The 14,850-nt window shown below is 70.8% G+C and carries 17 protein-coding genes and 1 riboswitch; of the genes, 12 read left to right on the forward strand and 5 right to left on the reverse strand.

The features are described 5' to 3' along the window. The first annotated feature begins 1 nt into the window (after position 1). The 11 genes from LTT61_RS20355 (at position 2) to LTT61_RS20405 (ending at position 10,809) form a co-directional block, all read left to right on the forward strand. A complete protein-coding gene (locus LTT61_RS20355; protein ID WP_233015664.1) occupies positions 2-931 on the forward strand; it encodes a Rossmann-like and DUF2520 domain-containing protein in 930 nt (309 codons plus the stop codon). Then, entirely contained in the window at positions 931-1,854 is a 924-nt protein-coding gene (gene panC / locus LTT61_RS20360; RefSeq protein WP_233015665.1) for a pantoate--beta-alanine ligase, read from the forward strand. The genes LTT61_RS20355 and panC overlap by 1 nt, the downstream gene beginning before the upstream one ends. Before the next feature lie 17 nt (positions 1,855-1,871). Next, positions 1,872-2,291 (forward strand): aspartate 1-decarboxylase, encoded by a 420-nt coding sequence (gene panD, locus LTT61_RS20365; RefSeq protein WP_233015666.1) that lies wholly within the window; start codon positions 1,872-1,874, stop codon positions 2,289-2,291. Position 2,292: 1 nt separating this feature from the next. Continuing rightward, the gene (locus LTT61_RS20370; RefSeq protein ID WP_233015667.1) at positions 2,293-3,087 is read left to right on the forward strand and encodes a type III pantothenate kinase; all 795 of its coding nucleotides are present in this window, start codon (positions 2,293-2,295) and stop codon (positions 3,085-3,087) included. 222 nt (positions 3,088-3,309) lie between these two features. Next, complete coding sequence (locus LTT61_RS20375) at positions 3,310-3,855, forward strand: cysteine dioxygenase (RefSeq protein WP_233021111.1); 546 nt, start codon at positions 3,310-3,312, stop codon at positions 3,853-3,855. Positions 3,856-3,863: 8 nt separating this feature from the next. Continuing rightward, a complete protein-coding gene (locus LTT61_RS20380; RefSeq protein WP_233021112.1) occupies positions 3,864-4,286 on the forward strand; it encodes a rhodanese-like domain-containing protein in 423 nt (140 codons plus the stop codon). Between the two features lie 99 nt (positions 4,287-4,385). Beyond that, the gene (gene lysS / locus LTT61_RS20385) at positions 4,386-5,852 is read left to right on the forward strand and encodes a lysine--tRNA ligase (protein ID WP_233021113.1); all 1,467 of its coding nucleotides are present in this window, start codon (positions 4,386-4,388) and stop codon (positions 5,850-5,852) included. A 114-nt stretch (positions 5,853-5,966) separates the two neighbouring features. After that, complete coding sequence (locus LTT61_RS20390; RefSeq protein ID WP_233015668.1) at positions 5,967-6,329, forward strand: histone-like nucleoid-structuring protein Lsr2; 363 nt, start codon at positions 5,967-5,969, stop codon at positions 6,327-6,329. Positions 6,330-6,492: 163 nt separating this feature from the next. Continuing rightward, positions 6,493-7,116 carry an FHA domain-containing protein gene (locus LTT61_RS20395; RefSeq protein ID WP_233015669.1) on the forward strand — a complete coding sequence of 208 codons (624 nt, stop codon included), beginning with the start codon at positions 6,493-6,495 and terminating at the stop codon, positions 7,114-7,116. Between the two features lie 98 nt (positions 7,117-7,214). Further along, complete coding sequence (locus tag LTT61_RS20400; protein ID WP_233015670.1) at positions 7,215-7,724, forward strand: DUF1772 domain-containing protein; 510 nt, start codon at positions 7,215-7,217, stop codon at positions 7,722-7,724. A gap of 529 nt (positions 7,725-8,253) precedes the next feature. Further along, the gene (locus LTT61_RS20405) at positions 8,254-10,809 is read left to right on the forward strand and encodes an ATP-dependent Clp protease ATP-binding subunit (protein WP_233015671.1); all 2,556 of its coding nucleotides are present in this window, start codon (positions 8,254-8,256) and stop codon (positions 10,807-10,809) included. Positions 10,810-10,967: 158 nt separating this feature from the next. Here LTT61_RS20405 and LTT61_RS20410 read toward each other — a convergent pair whose 3' ends face one another. Next, on the reverse strand, positions 10,968-12,311 hold the full coding sequence (locus LTT61_RS20410) for a sensor histidine kinase (RefSeq protein WP_233015672.1): 1,344 nt from the start codon (positions 12,309-12,311) through the stop codon (positions 10,968-10,970). 100 nt (positions 12,312-12,411) lie between these two features. On the opposite strand from LTT61_RS20410, the gene LTT61_RS20415 reads away from it, so the two are divergent. After that, positions 12,412-12,861 (forward strand): SRPBCC family protein, encoded by a 450-nt coding sequence (locus tag LTT61_RS20415; protein ID WP_233015673.1) that lies wholly within the window; start codon positions 12,412-12,414, stop codon positions 12,859-12,861. Between the two features lie 15 nt (positions 12,862-12,876). Here the strand turns inward: LTT61_RS20415 and LTT61_RS20420 are convergent, their stop codons facing one another. The 4 genes from LTT61_RS20420 to mhuD form a co-directional block, all read right to left on the reverse strand. Then, positions 12,877-13,320, reverse strand: a complete 444-nt coding sequence (locus tag LTT61_RS20420) for a hypothetical protein (protein ID WP_233015674.1) — start codon at positions 13,318-13,320, stop codon at positions 12,877-12,879. Positions 13,321-13,356: 36 nt separating this feature from the next. Beyond that, complete coding sequence (locus tag LTT61_RS20425; protein ID WP_233015675.1) at positions 13,357-14,127, reverse strand: CbtA family protein; 771 nt, start codon at positions 14,125-14,127, stop codon at positions 13,357-13,359. Beyond that, the gene (locus LTT61_RS20430) at positions 14,118-14,315 is read right to left on the reverse strand and encodes a CbtB domain-containing protein (protein WP_233015676.1); all 198 of its coding nucleotides are present in this window, start codon (positions 14,313-14,315) and stop codon (positions 14,118-14,120) included. The genes LTT61_RS20425 and LTT61_RS20430 overlap by 10 nt, the downstream gene beginning before the upstream one ends. Before the next feature lie 29 nt (positions 14,316-14,344). Next, positions 14,345-14,472, reverse strand: a riboswitch (cobalamin riboswitch). A gap of 34 nt (positions 14,473-14,506) precedes the next feature. After that, positions 14,507-14,821 carry a mycobilin-forming heme oxygenase MhuD gene (gene mhuD / locus LTT61_RS20435; RefSeq protein ID WP_233015677.1) on the reverse strand — a complete coding sequence of 105 codons (315 nt, stop codon included), beginning with the start codon at positions 14,819-14,821 and terminating at the stop codon, positions 14,507-14,509. Positions 14,822-14,850: the final 29 nt, after the last annotated feature.

A 14,850-nucleotide genomic window follows, 5' to 3' on the forward strand; every position in this document is an offset into this window, starting at 1 on the left:
CGTGGATTCTGCTGCCACGCCCGGCTTCGACCCCGCGCCCGCACGCCTGACGGTGGGAATCGTCTCGGCGGGACGCGTCGGTTCGGCGCTCGGCGCGGCGCTCGAGCGCGCCGGACACGTGGTGTTCGGCGTCGCCGCCATCTCCGGCGCCTCCATCCGGCGCGCGGCCACCCGGCTGCCCGACTCCGAGATCCTGCCCGCCGAGCAGGTCGCGGCGCGCAGCGAGCTGCTCCTGCTCGCGGTGCCCGATGCCGAGCTGGCCGGGCTGGTGGCCGGGCTGGCCACGGCGGGCGTGGTTCGCCCGGGCACCATCGTTGTGCACACCTCCGGCGCGAACGGCATCGGCGTCCTCGCCCCGCTCACCGAGCTCGGCGCGCTGCCGCTCGCCGTGCACCCCGCGATGACCTTCACCGGCCACGACGAGGATCTGGCCCGGCTCGGCAACGCCTGCTTCGGAATCACCGCCGCCGACGAGGTCGGCTACGCCATCGCGCAATCGCTGGTCATCGAGATGGGCGGCGAGCCGGTCCGGGTGCCGGAGGAGCACCGGGCGCTCTACCACGCCGCGCTCGCGCACGGCAGCAACCATCTGGTGACCGTGATCCTGGACGCCGTCGACGCGCTCCGCGCCGCGCTCGCCGGGCCCGGGCTGCTCGGCCAGCAAGCCGTCGACGAGCAGCCGAACGGGCTGGCCGAGCGGCTGCTCGCCCCGCTCGCCTCGGCCGCGCTGGACAACGCGCTGCGCCGCGGCCAGTCGGCGCTCACCGGCCCGGTCGCCCGCGGCGACACCGGCGCCGTCGCCGCGCACCTGGCCGCGCTGGAAGCGGCCGACCCCCCGATCGCCGACGGCTACCGCGCGCTCTCGCTGCGCACCGCCCAGCGCGCCCGCTCCGCCCCCGCCCTGCTCGACCTCCTGGAAGGACGTCGCTGATGGACCCGAAGCTGCGCGGAACCTTCAAGCCCGGACAGCTCACCGTGCACCACGACCCCGCGGTACTCGGGCAGGTGGCGCGGGCGCTGCGCGCCGTCGGCCGCACCGTCGCGCTGGTGCCGACCATGGGCGCGCTGCACGACGGTCACCTCGAGCTCGTGCGCCGGGCCAAGCGCACCAACCAGGTGGTGATCGTCTCGATCTTCGTCAACCCGCTGCAGTTCGGCGCGGACGAGGACCTGGACCGCTACCCGCGCACCCTGGACGCCGACGTGGAGCTGCTCCGCGGCGAGGGCGTCGAGCTGGTCTTCGCGCCGTCGGCCGCGCAGATGTACCCGGACGGCCCGCGCACCACCGTGCAGCCCGGGCCGGTCGGCGCCGAGCTGGAGGGCGCCAGCCGCCCGACGCACTTCGCCGGCATGCTCACCGTCGTCGCCAAGCTCCTGCAGATCGCCAGGCCGAGCGAGGCGTTCTTCGGCGAGAAGGACTACCAGCAGCTCACCCTGATCCGGGAGCTGGTCCGCGACCTGAACTTCGACACCACCGTCGTCGCGGTGCCGACCGTGCGCGAGCCGGACGGCCTCGCGCTCTCCTCCCGCAACCGCTACCTCGACCCGGCCCAGCGCGACGCCGCGCTCGCGCTCTCCGCGGCGCTGGCCGCGGGCAGCCACGCGGGCGGGCTCGGCGCGGCCGCGGTGCTCGACGCCGCGCGCGGCGTGCTCGACGCCGCGCCCGGCATCGAGCTGCAGTACCTGGAGCTGCGCTCCGCCGCGCTCGGCCCGGCCCCGGAGACCGGGCGGGCCCGGCTGCTGGTCGCCGCGAAGGTCGGCGCCACCCGCCTCATCGACAACGTCGCCGTCACGCTCGGCGCCCCGATCGACGGCCACCCCACCACCCCCGCGGCCACGGCGTCCGCGCAGTAGAGAGAGGCGACGACGCGATGTTGCGCACCATGATGAAGTCCAAGATCCACCGGGCCACCGTGACCCACGCCGACCTGCACTACGTCGGCTCGGTCACCGTCGACCAGGACCTGCTCGACGCCGCAGACCTGCTCGAGGGCGAGCAGGTCTGCATCGTCGACATCGACAACGGCGCCCGCCTGGAGACCTACGTGATCGCGGGCGAGCGCGGCTCCGGCGTCATCGGCATCAACGGCGCCGCCGCGCACCTCGTGCACCCCGGCGACCTGGTCATCCTGATCGCCTACGGGATGATGGACGAGGCCGAGGTGCGCGCGTACACCCCGCGCGTTGTCTTCGTCGACGACCGGAACCGGGCGCTCGAGCTCGGCTCCGACCCGGCGCACGCGCCGGAGGGCTCCGGGCTGCTCACCCCGCGCACCCTGACGACCGCCTGACATGCTGCTCGCCGTCGACGTCCGCACCACGAGCACCGAGATCGGGCTGTTCTCCGGCAGCGGCGGGCACGCGAGCCTGGTCCGGCAGTGGCGCATGCGCACCGACCCGCTGATGACCGCCGACGAGTTCGCCATGTACCTGCGCGGGCTGGTCGGGGCGCGGCTGGACGAGGTGGTCGGGGTGGTCGCGCTGGCGACCGTCCCGCCGGTGCTGCGCGAGCTGCGCACCATGCTGGAGCGGTACTACGAGAACGTCGCGCACGTGGTGGTCGAGCCGGGGGTGCGCACCGGCATCCCGCTGCTGGTGGACAACCCCAAGGAGATCGGCGCGGACCGGATCGTGAACGCGCTCGCCGCCTACCACCGGTACGAGGGCGCGGCCATCGTCGTCGACTTCGGCACCGCCACCACCGTCGACCTGGTCTCGGCCAAGGGCGAGTTCCTCGGCGGGGTGCTCGCGCCCGGCGTCGAGATCGCCAGCGAGGCGCTGATCGAGCGGGCGGCGCTGCGCCGGGTCGAGCTGGCCCGGCCGCGCGGCGTGGTCGGCAAGAACACCGTCGAGGCCATCCAGTCCGGCGCCGTCTTCGGCTTCGCGGGGCTGGTGGACGGGCTGATCGACCGGGTGCGCGACGAGGTCGAGGCCTTCGCGGGCAACGGCGTCACGGTGGTCGCCACCGGTGCCATCGCGCCGCTCATCGTGCCCGAGTCGGAGACCATCGACCACTACGAACCGCACCTCACGCTGACCGGGCTGCGGCTGGTCTACGAGCGCAATCAGCAGCGGAAGCGGGGCTGACGTGGCCGAGCGCACAGCCGCTGGTGCGGCCCCCGCACCGCTGCTAAGCTGACCGCCGTGATCAACGGCACGCGCCCCCAGGAGTGTTGTCGAGGCTGACCGCCTCGGCCGTTCGAGGCATCGCGACCTCGACCGTTCACGACTTCTGGAGATCCGCTCGTGCGTTCTTCCGTTCTCTCCCTGCCTCGTTCGTACACCGCGGCCCGTGACGCCAGATCCGCGCTGCCGCCGGTCGACCGCTCGACGGCCCCCGCTCTCCCCACCCGGCTGCGCCCGGCCGACCTGCTTCGCCTCACCGACGAGGGCGCCGAGGACGTGCTGGCCGGCCGGTACGACCACCTGCTGCCCGCCCGCGGGCAGTGGCCCGTCGAGGAGCGCTGGGCCAGCAGGCTCAGCTCCGACGACGAGGTCGACGTCTGGCTGATCAGCTGGACGCCGGGTAAGTCCACCGAGCTGCACGACCACGCGGGCTCGCTCGGCGCGCTCACCGTGCTCAGCGGCGCGCTCGCCGAATACCGCTGGAACGGAAGCGAACTCAGGCACCGCACGCTGGAGGCGGGCGACCAGGGGGCGTTCCCGATCGGCTGGGTGCACGACGTCATGCGGGCGCCGCAGCCCCCGGTCGCCGACCCCGCCACCGAACCGACGCTGAGCGTGCACGCGTACTCGCCGCCGCTCACCGCCATGTCCTACTACGAGGTGACCGGCCACGGCACGCTGCGCCGCACCCGTACCGTCCTCACCGATCAGCCCGAAGGTGATATGTGATGGCCACGCTGACCATCGAGCAGATGCTGCAGAACGCCCGCGCCCGGCTGCGCAGGCTGCAATCGCACGAGTACCCGGCCGCGCTGGAGCGCGGCGCCGTCCCGGTCGACATCCGCCCGCAGGCCCAGCGGGCACGGGAGGGCGCGCTGCCCGGCGCGCTGGTGATCGAGCGCAACGTCCTGGAGTGGCGGCTCGACCCGAGCAGCTCCGCGCGGATCGCGCTGGCCACCGGCCACGACGTGGAGTGGATCGTCGTCTGCTCCGAGGGGTACACCTCCAGCCTGGCCGCCGCCGCGCTGCAGGAGCTCGGGCTGCGCAACGCCACCGACCTCGAGGGCGGCTACCGCGGGCTGGAGGCGGCGGGGCTGCTGCACGCCGGGATCCGGGTGCCGCACTTCGCCAGGGAGGTCGCCTCGCTGGCGACGCTCTGATTTATCGCCGGTCCCGCGCCCCCGCTAGGGTTGGCGCTTGTGAGCACCGCGAACAGGTCATCGGCAGTGGGGTCCATCGATCCCGACGTACCCGAGCAGATGCGCATTCGCCGCGAGAAGCGGGAGCGGCTGCTCGCGGAGGGGCGTGAGCCCTATCCGGTGATCGTGCCGCGCACGCACACGCTGGCCGAGATCAGGGCCGCCTATCCGGAGCTGGAAGCCGATACCGCGACCGGGCTGACGGCCGGGGTGGCCGGGCGCATCATATTCCTGCGCAATACCGGCAAACTCTGCTTCGCGCAGTTGCAGGAGGGCGACGGCACCAAACTGCAGGCGATGATCAGCCTGAACGGAGTCGGCGCGGATTCGCTCGCCGCCTGGAAGGCCGATGTCGACCTCGGTGACTTCGTATTCGTGCACGGCGAGGTGATCTCCTCGCGCACCGGCGAATTGAGCATCATGGCCGATTCCTGGTCGATGTCGGCGAAGGCGCTGCGGCCGCTGCCGGTCGCGCACAAGGAACTCGGCGAGGAATCCAGGGTGCGGCAGCGCTACGTGGATCTCGTGGTGCGCCCGGAGGCGCGGCACAATGCCCGCACCCGGGTCGCCGTCGTGCGCGCGCTGCGCTCCGCGCTGGAGCGCCGCGGCTTCCTCGAGGTCGAGACGCCGATGCTGCAGACGCTGCACGGCGGCGCGGCCGCGCGCCCCTTCGTCACCCACTCGAATGCCCTCGACATGGACCTCTACCTGCGCATCGCGCCGGAATTGTTCCTCAAGCGCTGCGTGGTGGGCGGGCTGGAGCGGGTCTTCGAGATCAACCGCAACTTCCGCAACGAGGGCGCCGACTCCACGCATTCGCCGGAGTTCGCCATGCTGGAAACCTACGAGGCATACGCCACCTACGACGAGTCGGCCCGGATGATCCGGGAATTGGTGCAGGAAGTGGCGCAGGAGGCGCTCGGCACACAGCGGGTGATCCTGGCCGACGGCACCGAATACGACCTCTCCGGCGAGTGGACCACGGTCGAGATGTATCCTTCCCTCTCCGCTGCGCTCGGCACCGAGATCACGCCGGAAACCACGGTGCCGGAATTGATCGGCCACGCCGAGCGGGTCGGGCTGGAAATTCCGCAGGACAAGGGCTACGGCCACGGCAAACTCGTCGAGGAACTGTGGGAACACACCTACGGCGACAAGCTCTATGCCCCGACATTCGTGCGCGACTTCCCGGTGGAGACGTCACCGCTCACCCGGCAGCACCGGACCCGCGCCGGCGTCACCGAGAAGTGGGATCTGTATGTCCGCGGCTTCGAGCTGGCTACCGGATATTCGGAGTTGGTCGATCCGGTGATCCAGCGGGAACGCTTCGTGGATCAGGCGCGGCTGGCCGCTCAGGGCGACGACGAAGCCATGGTTCTGGACGAGGACTTCCTCGCCGCGATGGAACACGGGATGCCGCCGACGACCGGAACAGGGATGGGAATCGATCGCTTGTTGATGGCGCTCACCGGTCTCGGAATCCGGGAAACGATACTCTTCCCAATTGTGCGACCGGTCACCCGCTGAGCCGTTCGTTTGCATGTAGGTTGCCGTCTTGGAATTCTGTGAATTCGAGGTATTCTTGCCTCGGGTATTCGGCCTGGTACCAGGGTCGCACGATTTCGAGAGGACGTTCATCTCATGGCAAAGAAGGTCACTGTAAGCCTGATCGATGATGTCGACGGTGAGTCCACCGCGGACGAGACCATCGAGTTCGCAATCGATGGGGTGTCGTACGAGATCGACCTGTCGACGACGAATGCGGCGAAGCTGCGCGACGGGCTCGAGGAGTGGGTTTCGAGTGCGCGCCGGGTGAGCGGCAGGCGCCGGGTGAAGGCGGCCGCCACGGGCGCCACCGCCGCCCCGAAGAACCGCGTTCCGATCGATCGCGAACAAAGCGCGGCAATTCGTGAGTGGGCGCGCCGGAACGGCCACAAGGTTTCCGCCCGCGGCCGCATCTCGGCCGACATCACCGACGCCTACAACAAGGCTGCCAAGGCCTGAGCAGGTCGGCGACGAGCCGCTGCCAGGGTGAATCGTGCGACACTCCGGCAGCGGCTCGTCGGCGTGCCGGGCCCCTCGTCTTGCTCAGGTGACCTCCGAGGCGGCACCATGAGAGCCGTTGACCGTCATCGGCGGTACGGGGAGAGATGAGGTATCGGGCGCGGTGACCGGAACGGGCGGCTCCTTCCTGCGTTTCACCGACGACACCGGGCGCCAGCACGAGCTGGAGCTCGCACCGGAGAACCAGCGGATCACCATCGGGCGGGCTCCGCAGGCCGACGTGGTGCTGAGCTGGGACGCCGAGGTGTCGCGGCTGCACGCCGCGGTCGAGTACCTCGGCTCGCAGTGGACCATCGTGGACGACGGGCTCTCCCGCAACGGCACCTTCGTCAACGGTGAGCGGCTGGTCGGCAGGCGCAGGCTGATGGCGGGCGACCGGATCCGGATGGGCACCGCGCTGCTCTCCTTCCACGACTTCTCCGGCGCGGTGGACGACGCGACCCGCACCTCCACCGCCGCCATCCCCACGCTGCGCTCGCTCACCGACACCCAGCGCTCCGTGCTGGTGGCGCTGTGCAGGCCCTACAAGAACGGCACCGGGTTCGCCACCCCGGCCTCCAACCAGCAGATCGCCGAGGAGCTCTTCCTCAGCGTCGACGCCATCAAGACCCACCTGCGGGCGCTCTTCGCCAAGTTCGGGGTGGAGGATCTGCCGCAGAACCAGAAGCGGGTGCGGCTGGCCGGGCTCGCCATGCAGAGCGGGCTCATCTCCGATCGGGATCTGTAGACGATCCGGCAGGTGCCCGAGCGCCTGACGTATGGAGTGCGGCCCCGCGCGGCGGTTGACTCGAAGCCGGAAGTTCCACCACCGGCAGGAGAAGTCACATGAACGGCATTCGGATCGCCACCCTGATCGCGGCGGTCGTCGGCACCGGCCTGGTCGCCGGGGTGTTCTACGCGTACGCCATCTCGGTGATGCCCGCGCTGCGCCAGACCGACGACCGCGTTGTGCTCGACGTCATGCAGCGGATCAACGTCGTCATCATCAATCCCTGGTTCCTGGTCGCGTTCATCGGGACCATCGGATTCACCGGGCTCGCCGCGCTGCTGCACCTCGGCTCCGAGTACCGCGCGGTGCTGGGATGGATCGCAATCGGATTGGCGCTCAACGTGTTCGCATTCGCCGTCACGATCGCGCTGAACGTTCCGCTGAACAACGTGCTCGACGCCGCGGGCGATGTGAACTCGATCGCGGATCCGGCCGCGCTGCGCGCCGAATACGAATCCCCGTGGGTGCGTTGGAATGTACTGCGCGCGGTTCTGCACACCGCCGCCTTCACGGTGCTCTGCGGCGCGCTCTTCGTCGCCGGAATTCGGCACGCCCAGCGCGGCTGAGCGCGGTATACCGATTGCGGCAGAGACGTTTTCGACTGGAAGGGTGTGCCGAGGCGGCGGTGCGGGCGTTTTCGCGCCCGCGCCGATTCGTACGCCGGTGCATTTTTCCGGCGGGCGGGCGATGCCGCGCGCGGTGAATTTCCCGGCGGGCCCGGCGACGGCCCGGTATGCCGGAAATTCCGCCCGAGGTGTCCGGTGCACCCGCCGGGAACGATCCGCAGCGCCCCGGCGTTACACCCACGACAGCAGCCGGCTCCGCGGCGTGCGCCCCGGCCCCCCGACCCCGGCCCGCGGCGCCGTTCGCTCACAGCGGAACGGGGGCGGAAACGAATCCCCGACCCGCGGCGTTGGCAAGGATGACCACCGAGTCACCGGGTCGCAATAAGGTGGACCGGAAGCGACACGACCACCCGCCAACTAGAGTGGAGGCGGGGGCTGCAAGCCCCGGGCTTCATGGCAGGCTGACGTGACACCAGTCCAGCTGGAAGCGTCGATCGCCGGATTGTCGGAGCAGGAGAGTGAGGGAGCGATGTTCGAGAGGTTCACCGACCGCGCGAGGCGCGTCGTGGTCCTGGCCCAAGAAGAGGCCAGGATGCTCAACCACAACTACATCGGCACCGAGCACATCCTGCTTGGGTTGATCCACGAGGGCGAGGGCGTCGCCGCCAAGTCGCTGGAATCCCTCGGCATCTCGCTCGAGGGTGTGCGCAGCCAGGTGGAGGAGATCATCGGCCAGGGCCAGCAGGCCCCGTCCGGGCACATCCCGTTCACCCCGCGCGCCAAGAAGGTGCTCGAGCTGAGCCTGCGCGAGGCGCTGCAGCTCGGCCACAACTACATCGGCACCGAGCACATCCTGCTCGGGCTCATCCGCGAGGGCGAGGGCGTCGCCGCCCAGGTCCTGGTCAAGCTGGGCGCCGACCTCAACCGGGTGCGTCAGCAGGTCATCCAGCTGCTCTCCGGCTACCAGGGTGGCAAGGAGGCCGTCGAGTCCGGCACCCGCGGCGAGACCGGCACCCCGTCCACCTCGCTGGTGCTCGACCAGTTCGGCCGCAACCTGACCCAGGCCGCCCTCGAGGGCAAGCTGGATCCGGTGATCGGCCGGGCCAAGGAGATCGAGCGGGTCATGCAGGTGCTGAGCCGCCGCACCAAGAACAACCCGGTGCTGATCGGCGAGCCCGGCGTCGGCAAGACCGCCGTCGTCGAGGGGCTGGCGCAGGCCATCGTCAACGGCGAGGTGCCGGAGACGCTCAAGGACAAGCAGCTGTACACCCTCGATCTGGGCTCCCTGGTCGCGGGCAGCCGCTACCGCGGTGATTTCGAGGAGCGCCTGAAGAAGGTGCTCAAGGAGATCAACACCCGCGGCGACATCATCCTGTTCATCGACGAGCTGCACACGCTGGTCGGCGCGGGCGCGGCCGAGGGCGCCATCGACGCGGCCTCGATCCTGAAGCCGAAGCTCGCTCGCGGTGAACTCCAGACGATCGGCGCCACCACCCTCGACGAGTACCGCAAGTACATCGAGAAGGACGCCGCCCTGGAGCGCCGGTTCCAGCCGGTCCAGGTGGGCGAGCCGACCGTCGAGCACACCATCAACATCCTCAAGGGGCTGCGCGACCGGTACGAGGCGCACCACCGCGTCTCGATCACCGATGGCGCCCTCGTCGCCGCCGCCACCCTGGCCGACCGGTACATCAACGACCGGTTCCTCCCGGACAAGGCGATCGACCTGATCGACGAGGCGGGCGCGCGGATGCGCATCCGCCGGATGACCGCGCCGCCGGATCTCCGCGAGTTCGACGACAAGATCGCCGACGCCCGCAGGGAGAAGGAGTCCGCGATCGACGCGCAGGACTTCGAGAAGGCCGCGCGGCTGCGCGACAAGGAGAAGCAGCTCGTCGCCAAGCGCGCCGAGCGGGAGAAGCAGTGGCGCTCCGGTGACCTGGACGTCGTCGCCGAGGTCGACGACGAGCAGATCGCCGAGGTGCTGGCCAACTGGACCGGTATCCCCGTCTTCAAGCTCACCGAGGAGGAGACCACCCGGCTGCTCCGCATGGAGGACGAGCTGCACCGGCGGATCATCGGCCAGGAGGACGCGGTCAAGGCGGTCTCCAAGGCGATCCGCCGCACCCGTGCCGGGCTGAAGGATCCCAAGCGCCCCTCGGGCTCGTTCATCTTCGCCGGCCCGTCCGGCGTCGGTAAGACCGAGCTCTCCAAGGCGCTGGCGAACTTCCTCTTCGGCGACGACGACGCGCTCATCCAGATCGATATGGGCGAGTTCCACGACCGCTTCACCGCCTCGCGGCTCTTCGGTGCCCCTCCCGGGTACGTGGGCTACGAGGAGGGCGGGCAGCTCACCGAGAAGGTGCGCCGCAAGCCGTTCTCGGTGGTGCTGTTCGACGAGATCGAGAAGGCGCACCAGGAGATCTACAACACCCTCCTGCAGGTGCTCGAGGACGGCCGCCTGACCGATGGTCAGGGCCGCACGGTCGACTTCAAGAACACCGTGCTGATCTTCACCTCGAACCTCGGCACCTCGGACATCTCCAAGGCGGTCGGGCTCGGCTTCGCGCAGTCGAACAACGCGGGCTCGAACTACGAGCGGATGAAGCTCAAGGTCAACGACGAGCTGAAGAAGCACTTCCGCCCGGAGTTCCTGAACCGCATCGACGACGTGATCGTCTTCCACCAGCTCACCAGCGAGCAGATCGTCGAGATGGTGGACCTGATGATCAACCGGGTCGCGACCCAGCTGCGGAACAAGGACATGGAGATCGAGCTGGCCCCGCAGGCCAAGAGCCTGCTGGCCAAGCGCGGGTTCGACCCGGTGCTCGGTGCCCGTCCGCTGCGCCGCACGATCCAGCGCGAGATCGAGGACCAGCTGTCCGAGAAGATCCTCTTCGGGGAGATCGGTGCGGGGCAGACGGTCGTCGTCGACGTCGAGGGCTGGGATGGTGAGGGGTCCGGTGAGGATGCCAAGTTCACCTTCTCGCCGAAGGCGAAGTTGACCAAGTCGGGCGACGAGAAGCCGGAGGTTGTTCTCACCGGAGCCGGTGAGGGTGCTTCCGCCGAGGTTGCCGGCGAGTAGTCGTCAGCTCGGGAAAGGCCCGCTCCCCTCCGGGGGAGCGGGCCTTTCCCGTTGCGAACGGGATATCACAACGCCCGAGCCCCCCTTCGCGGCGCCGCCGCCCGCCCGGGGCGTTGCGCCGGTAGGCGCGGGGATTCGGGGGCGGAGCCCCCGAGTGCTCAAATTTCTTCTTTGTCGAGGCCGGGGACGGCGGCCAGGCGGGTCTGGGCGGGGAGACGCGCCGCTACGCGGAAACCCCCACTCGGCCGCGGCCCGGCGGTGAGCGCACCGCCCAGTTCGTGCGCCCGCTCCCGCATCCCGATGATCCCGTCCCCGCCGCGCGGCCCCGGGGTCCGCGGCGGCGGGGCGACGGGCCGGGTGTTGTCGACGGTGATGTCGACCGAATCGGCGGCATACCGAAGCGTCACCGTCGCCTCGGCCCCCGGCGCGTGCCGCTGCACGTTGCGCAGCGACTCCACCACGATCCCGGCCCCGACCGCATCGATCGCCGCGGGCAGCGGCGCGGCGGTGCCGATCACCCGATACGTCACCGCGACCCCGGACGAACGAGCCCGCTGCATGATCCCGTCCAGATCGTCGAGGCTCGGCGCATCCGGCTTCGGCGCTGGCTTCGGCACCGCGGGAACCTCCGCGGACTCCCGCCGGACCTCCTTCTGCGGCCGAGCCAGGAACCCGGCGGTCCGCCCGAGCAGCCCCTCGTCCCGCACGGGACGATCGTCATCCGCCGCAGGCTCCTCCGCCCGCACCCCGGTCCGCCGCAGGCTGCTCAGCAACTCCTGCGCGTCCTCGAGCGCGGCCCTGCTCGCCGTCTTCACGGCGGCCAGCGCCACCACCACCTGCTGCGGCTTGCGCTCGGCCAGCTCCAGCGCGAGCCCGGACTGCTTGTTGATGGCCGACAGACTGTGCACGACCACCCCGTGCAGCTCCTCGGCGAGCGCGAGCCGCTCGGCGGCGCTCTCCCGCTCGCGCCGCGCGATCCCCTCCCACGGCTCGGCCTCCTCCAGCCGCTGCGCGTACCGCACCAGCTCGGCGCGCTGGCGCAGCAGCTCGGCGGTGCCCGCCAGCGCGACCGCCCAGCCCAGCGCGCCCAGCGCCTGCCAGCCGTCGGTCTCCCGGCCGAGCAGCGCGGGCAGCGGCCAGACCATGCACAGGTAGGCCACCGGGATCGCGGGGAAGGTGTAGCGCGGCGGCGCGACGGCGGCCGCGGCAAGGAAGGCGGCGGCGGGCGCGGCCAGCGCGGGCAGGTAGTGATGCCCGAGCAACGGGTAGGCGATCGCCACCGCGAACACCACGTACAGCACCGGCAGCGGGTGGTACCGGCGCAGGACCAGCGCGACCGGACCGGCGATGAGCAGCGCGGTTCCGAGCGCGTCCAGCGGGTCGGTGGCGACCTGTCGCAGGTCGAGCGCGAAGCCGAGGGCGAGCTGCAGCACCGCGACCCCGCCCGCGAGCCCCCAATCCCACACCACCGAACCGCGATTCGTGTTACCTGGCGCTCTCACCCCGCCAGACTATGCGCCGCGGCCACCCGGCGCGGCAGGAGTACACACCCCCGCCGCGTACTCCGGGCACACCGCCGGTGACCACGGGTATGGTCTCGGGATGGTCGATCAGTCGATTCGTCTTCCGGATCTGTCCGCCCGGCCGCACGAGCTCGCGGTGGAGCGGGTCATGTCCGCCTCCGCCGGACTGCTCTTCGCGGCGTGGACCAGGGGCTTCGACCTGTGGCTGGCAGAACCCGATTCGCTGCTGCTGGCCGGTGCGGTGAATACCCCGTTCTTCTTCGAGACCGAGAACGCCGGCGTCCGGCACCCGCACTACGGCCGTTTCCTGCGGCTGGAGAACGAGCGGCTGGTGGAGCTGACCTGGGTGAGCGCGGACACCCGCGGCGCCGAGACGGTGGTCTCGGTGCAGTTCGTCCGGCAGCCGCGCGGCATCCGGCTGCGGCTGCGGCACTCCGGCTTCGCCGATATGGCCGCCAGGGACGCGCACCGGGCTGCCTGGCCCGCGGTGCTGGAGCAACTCGACAAACGGCTGAGCGCGGTCGGGTAGCGGCCCGCCGCCGGCTCAGGCGAACCAGCGCCGAGCGGCCGGGGTGTACATGGCGGGCACCGCGACCAGCACCGCGAGCACGTGTACCGCGCGCACCACGGTGAGCAGCAGGCCGTGCGGGCCGAGCGCGGCGAACGGGTCGGTGAGCGAGTCCGCGGAGAGCAGCCTGGCCGCCGGTTCGACCACCAGCGATGCCAGCCCGGCGATCCCGATGCCGACGGTGAGCAGCGCCCGCGCCCAGCGGTCACCGTGCACCATGCGCAGCACCACCGCGAGGACCAGCAGGTAGAGGGCGCCCCGCCAGAGCAGCGGGGCGGCACCGGTGTCGTCGACCCGGGCCAGCCCCTCCAGGACGCCCGCGCCGAGCGCGGTGAGGAATCCGGCGCAGGCCACCCGGACCGGGCGCGGCGCCGCCGGACCGGTGGCGGGCAGGGAAAGCGAACGGGCAGTGTCGGCCATGACGCCGACACTGCCCGCTCCGATGCGAACCGCGGATCACGCCGCGGTAGCGACCTCTTCCCGTACCGGGGTACGGGGTACGGCCGCGAACTCGGTGAGCGCCGCGAACAGCAGCCCGAGCGCGACCCACAGCGTGCCGGAGACCGCGAGCGACGAGACCCGGAACTCCCACAGCAGACTCGCCGGGAAATCCGCCCCGACCTCGTTGACGCCGGGAAGCAGCACGTAGCCGATGGTTACGACGACGGCGAAGGCAGCGACCCCGCCGATCAGCCGCACGGACCGCAGCTGCCCGGCCGGCAACCGGTAGCCGTAGGCCGCCGCGGCGACCGCGACCAGCCCGAGCAGCACGGCGGCCACCCAGAGCCAGGTGCGGTCGTTGATCGTCTCCGGATCGCCGACCGCGGGCGGATTCGCCGGGTACTTGAAGAACGGGACGAGCACGACGGCCAGCCAGCCGGCCAGCGCGACCGCGAGGCCGAAGAGCGGCCCGCTGCCGAACCGCCGCAGCAGGTGCACCGCCGCGCCGACGAGCACGCCGAACGCCGCACCGGCGAGGCCGAGCGCGAGGAACTGCCCGAACTTCTGCCCGTCCCGGCTGACCAGCGCCTCTTCCTCGTCGTGCGAGTGCCCGGCCGGTTCGTCGGTGTGCGGATGGTCCTGCGCGGCCGCCTCCTCGATGGCGATGGCAGCGTCGACCTTCGGTTCACCGACGAAGTAGCCGACCGTGGCCGCGAGCAGCCCCGCGAGCACCCCGGCGAGCAGCCCCCGCAGCAGCAGGGTCCGCAGGGATTCGGTCAGTGGCACGGAAGCCCCAGCAGGTGCCGTCCGTCGTGCATCAGCTCGTGCAGGTACATCCCGGAGCGAGAGACCGCACCCTGGTCGAAGCCGACCAGGTAGAGCGTGAGCAGGGCGAGCAGGACGACGCCGACCGTGACCAGAATGGTGGCGAGTGATTCCGATACCCGGGATGCGGGCGAGTGCGCGATGGCCATGCGAGTCCTCCTGGGGTGTACGCGACCCCGTCGTGTCGGTGCGACGGTGCCGGTGTCTGGCTCTGAACAGTGGCGCGACCGCTCCGGAGTCTCACCGGATTACCGCAACACCCTCGCTTCTTCCACGGAAACTGTGACATCGCAAAACCCCCCTCGTCAACAGCTGTGACGAGGGGTGATCGGAACCGGGGTCAGCCCTGCGGCTTGCCTGCCACGTCGAGCACGACCTCGAACTCGAGCAGCGAGGCGCCGGTCGCCACCGGCTTGCGCGCCTCGCCCGCGTGCGCCTCGCGCGCCGGGCCGTCGCGCCAGGCCGCGAACGACTCCTCGGACTCCCACTGCGTCACCACGAAGTACCGGTTCTCCCCGGCCGTGGGGCGGAGCAGCTGGAAACCCAGAAACCCGGGGGAGTTCTCCACCGCGTGCGCCCGGTGCGCGAAGCGCTTCTCCAATTCGGCGCCCGCGCCCTCGGGGATCTCGATCGCATTGATCTTTACAACAGCCATGGCTCCAACGTAGCGGCTCGCGCCGCCTA

The organism is Nocardia asteroides, from assembly GCF_021183625.1.
Classification (GTDB): Bacteria; Actinomycetota; Actinomycetes; order Mycobacteriales; family Mycobacteriaceae; genus Nocardia; species Nocardia asteroides_A.

What these genes read in the sequence shown, in the direction of transcription:
- panC (WP_233015665.1), top strand. Translation starts at nt 931, where the DNA reads ATGGACCCGAAGCTGCGCGGAACCTTCAAGCCCGGACAGCTCACCGTG.
- panD (WP_233015666.1), top strand. Translation starts at nt 1,872, where the DNA reads ATGTTGCGCACCATGATGAAGTCCAAGATCCACCGGGCCACCGTGACC.
- LTT61_RS20370 (WP_233015667.1), top strand. Translation starts at nt 2,293, where the DNA reads ATGCTGCTCGCCGTCGACGTCCGCACCACGAGCACCGAGATCGGGCTG.
- lysS (WP_233021113.1), top strand. Translation starts at nt 4,386, where the DNA reads ATGCGCATTCGCCGCGAGAAGCGGGAGCGGCTGCTCGCGGAGGGGCGT.
- LTT61_RS20390 (WP_233015668.1), top strand. Translation starts at nt 5,967, where the DNA reads ATGGCAAAGAAGGTCACTGTAAGCCTGATCGATGATGTCGACGGTGAG.
- LTT61_RS20400 (WP_233015670.1), top strand. Translation starts at nt 7,215, where the DNA reads ATGAACGGCATTCGGATCGCCACCCTGATCGCGGCGGTCGTCGGCACC.
- LTT61_RS20405 (WP_233015671.1), top strand. Translation starts at nt 8,254, where the DNA reads ATGTTCGAGAGGTTCACCGACCGCGCGAGGCGCGTCGTGGTCCTGGCC.
- LTT61_RS20415 (WP_233015673.1), top strand. Translation starts at nt 12,412, where the DNA reads ATGGTCGATCAGTCGATTCGTCTTCCGGATCTGTCCGCCCGGCCGCAC.
- LTT61_RS20420 (WP_233015674.1), bottom strand. Translation starts at nt 13,320, where the DNA reads ATGGCCGACACTGCCCGTTCGCTTTCCCTGCCCGCCACCGGTCCGGCG.
- LTT61_RS20430 (WP_233015676.1), bottom strand. Translation starts at nt 14,315, where the DNA reads ATGGCCATCGCGCACTCGCCCGCATCCCGGGTATCGGAATCACTCGCC.
- mhuD (WP_233015677.1), bottom strand. Translation starts at nt 14,821, where the DNA reads ATGGCTGTTGTAAAGATCAATGCGATCGAGATCCCCGAGGGCGCGGGC.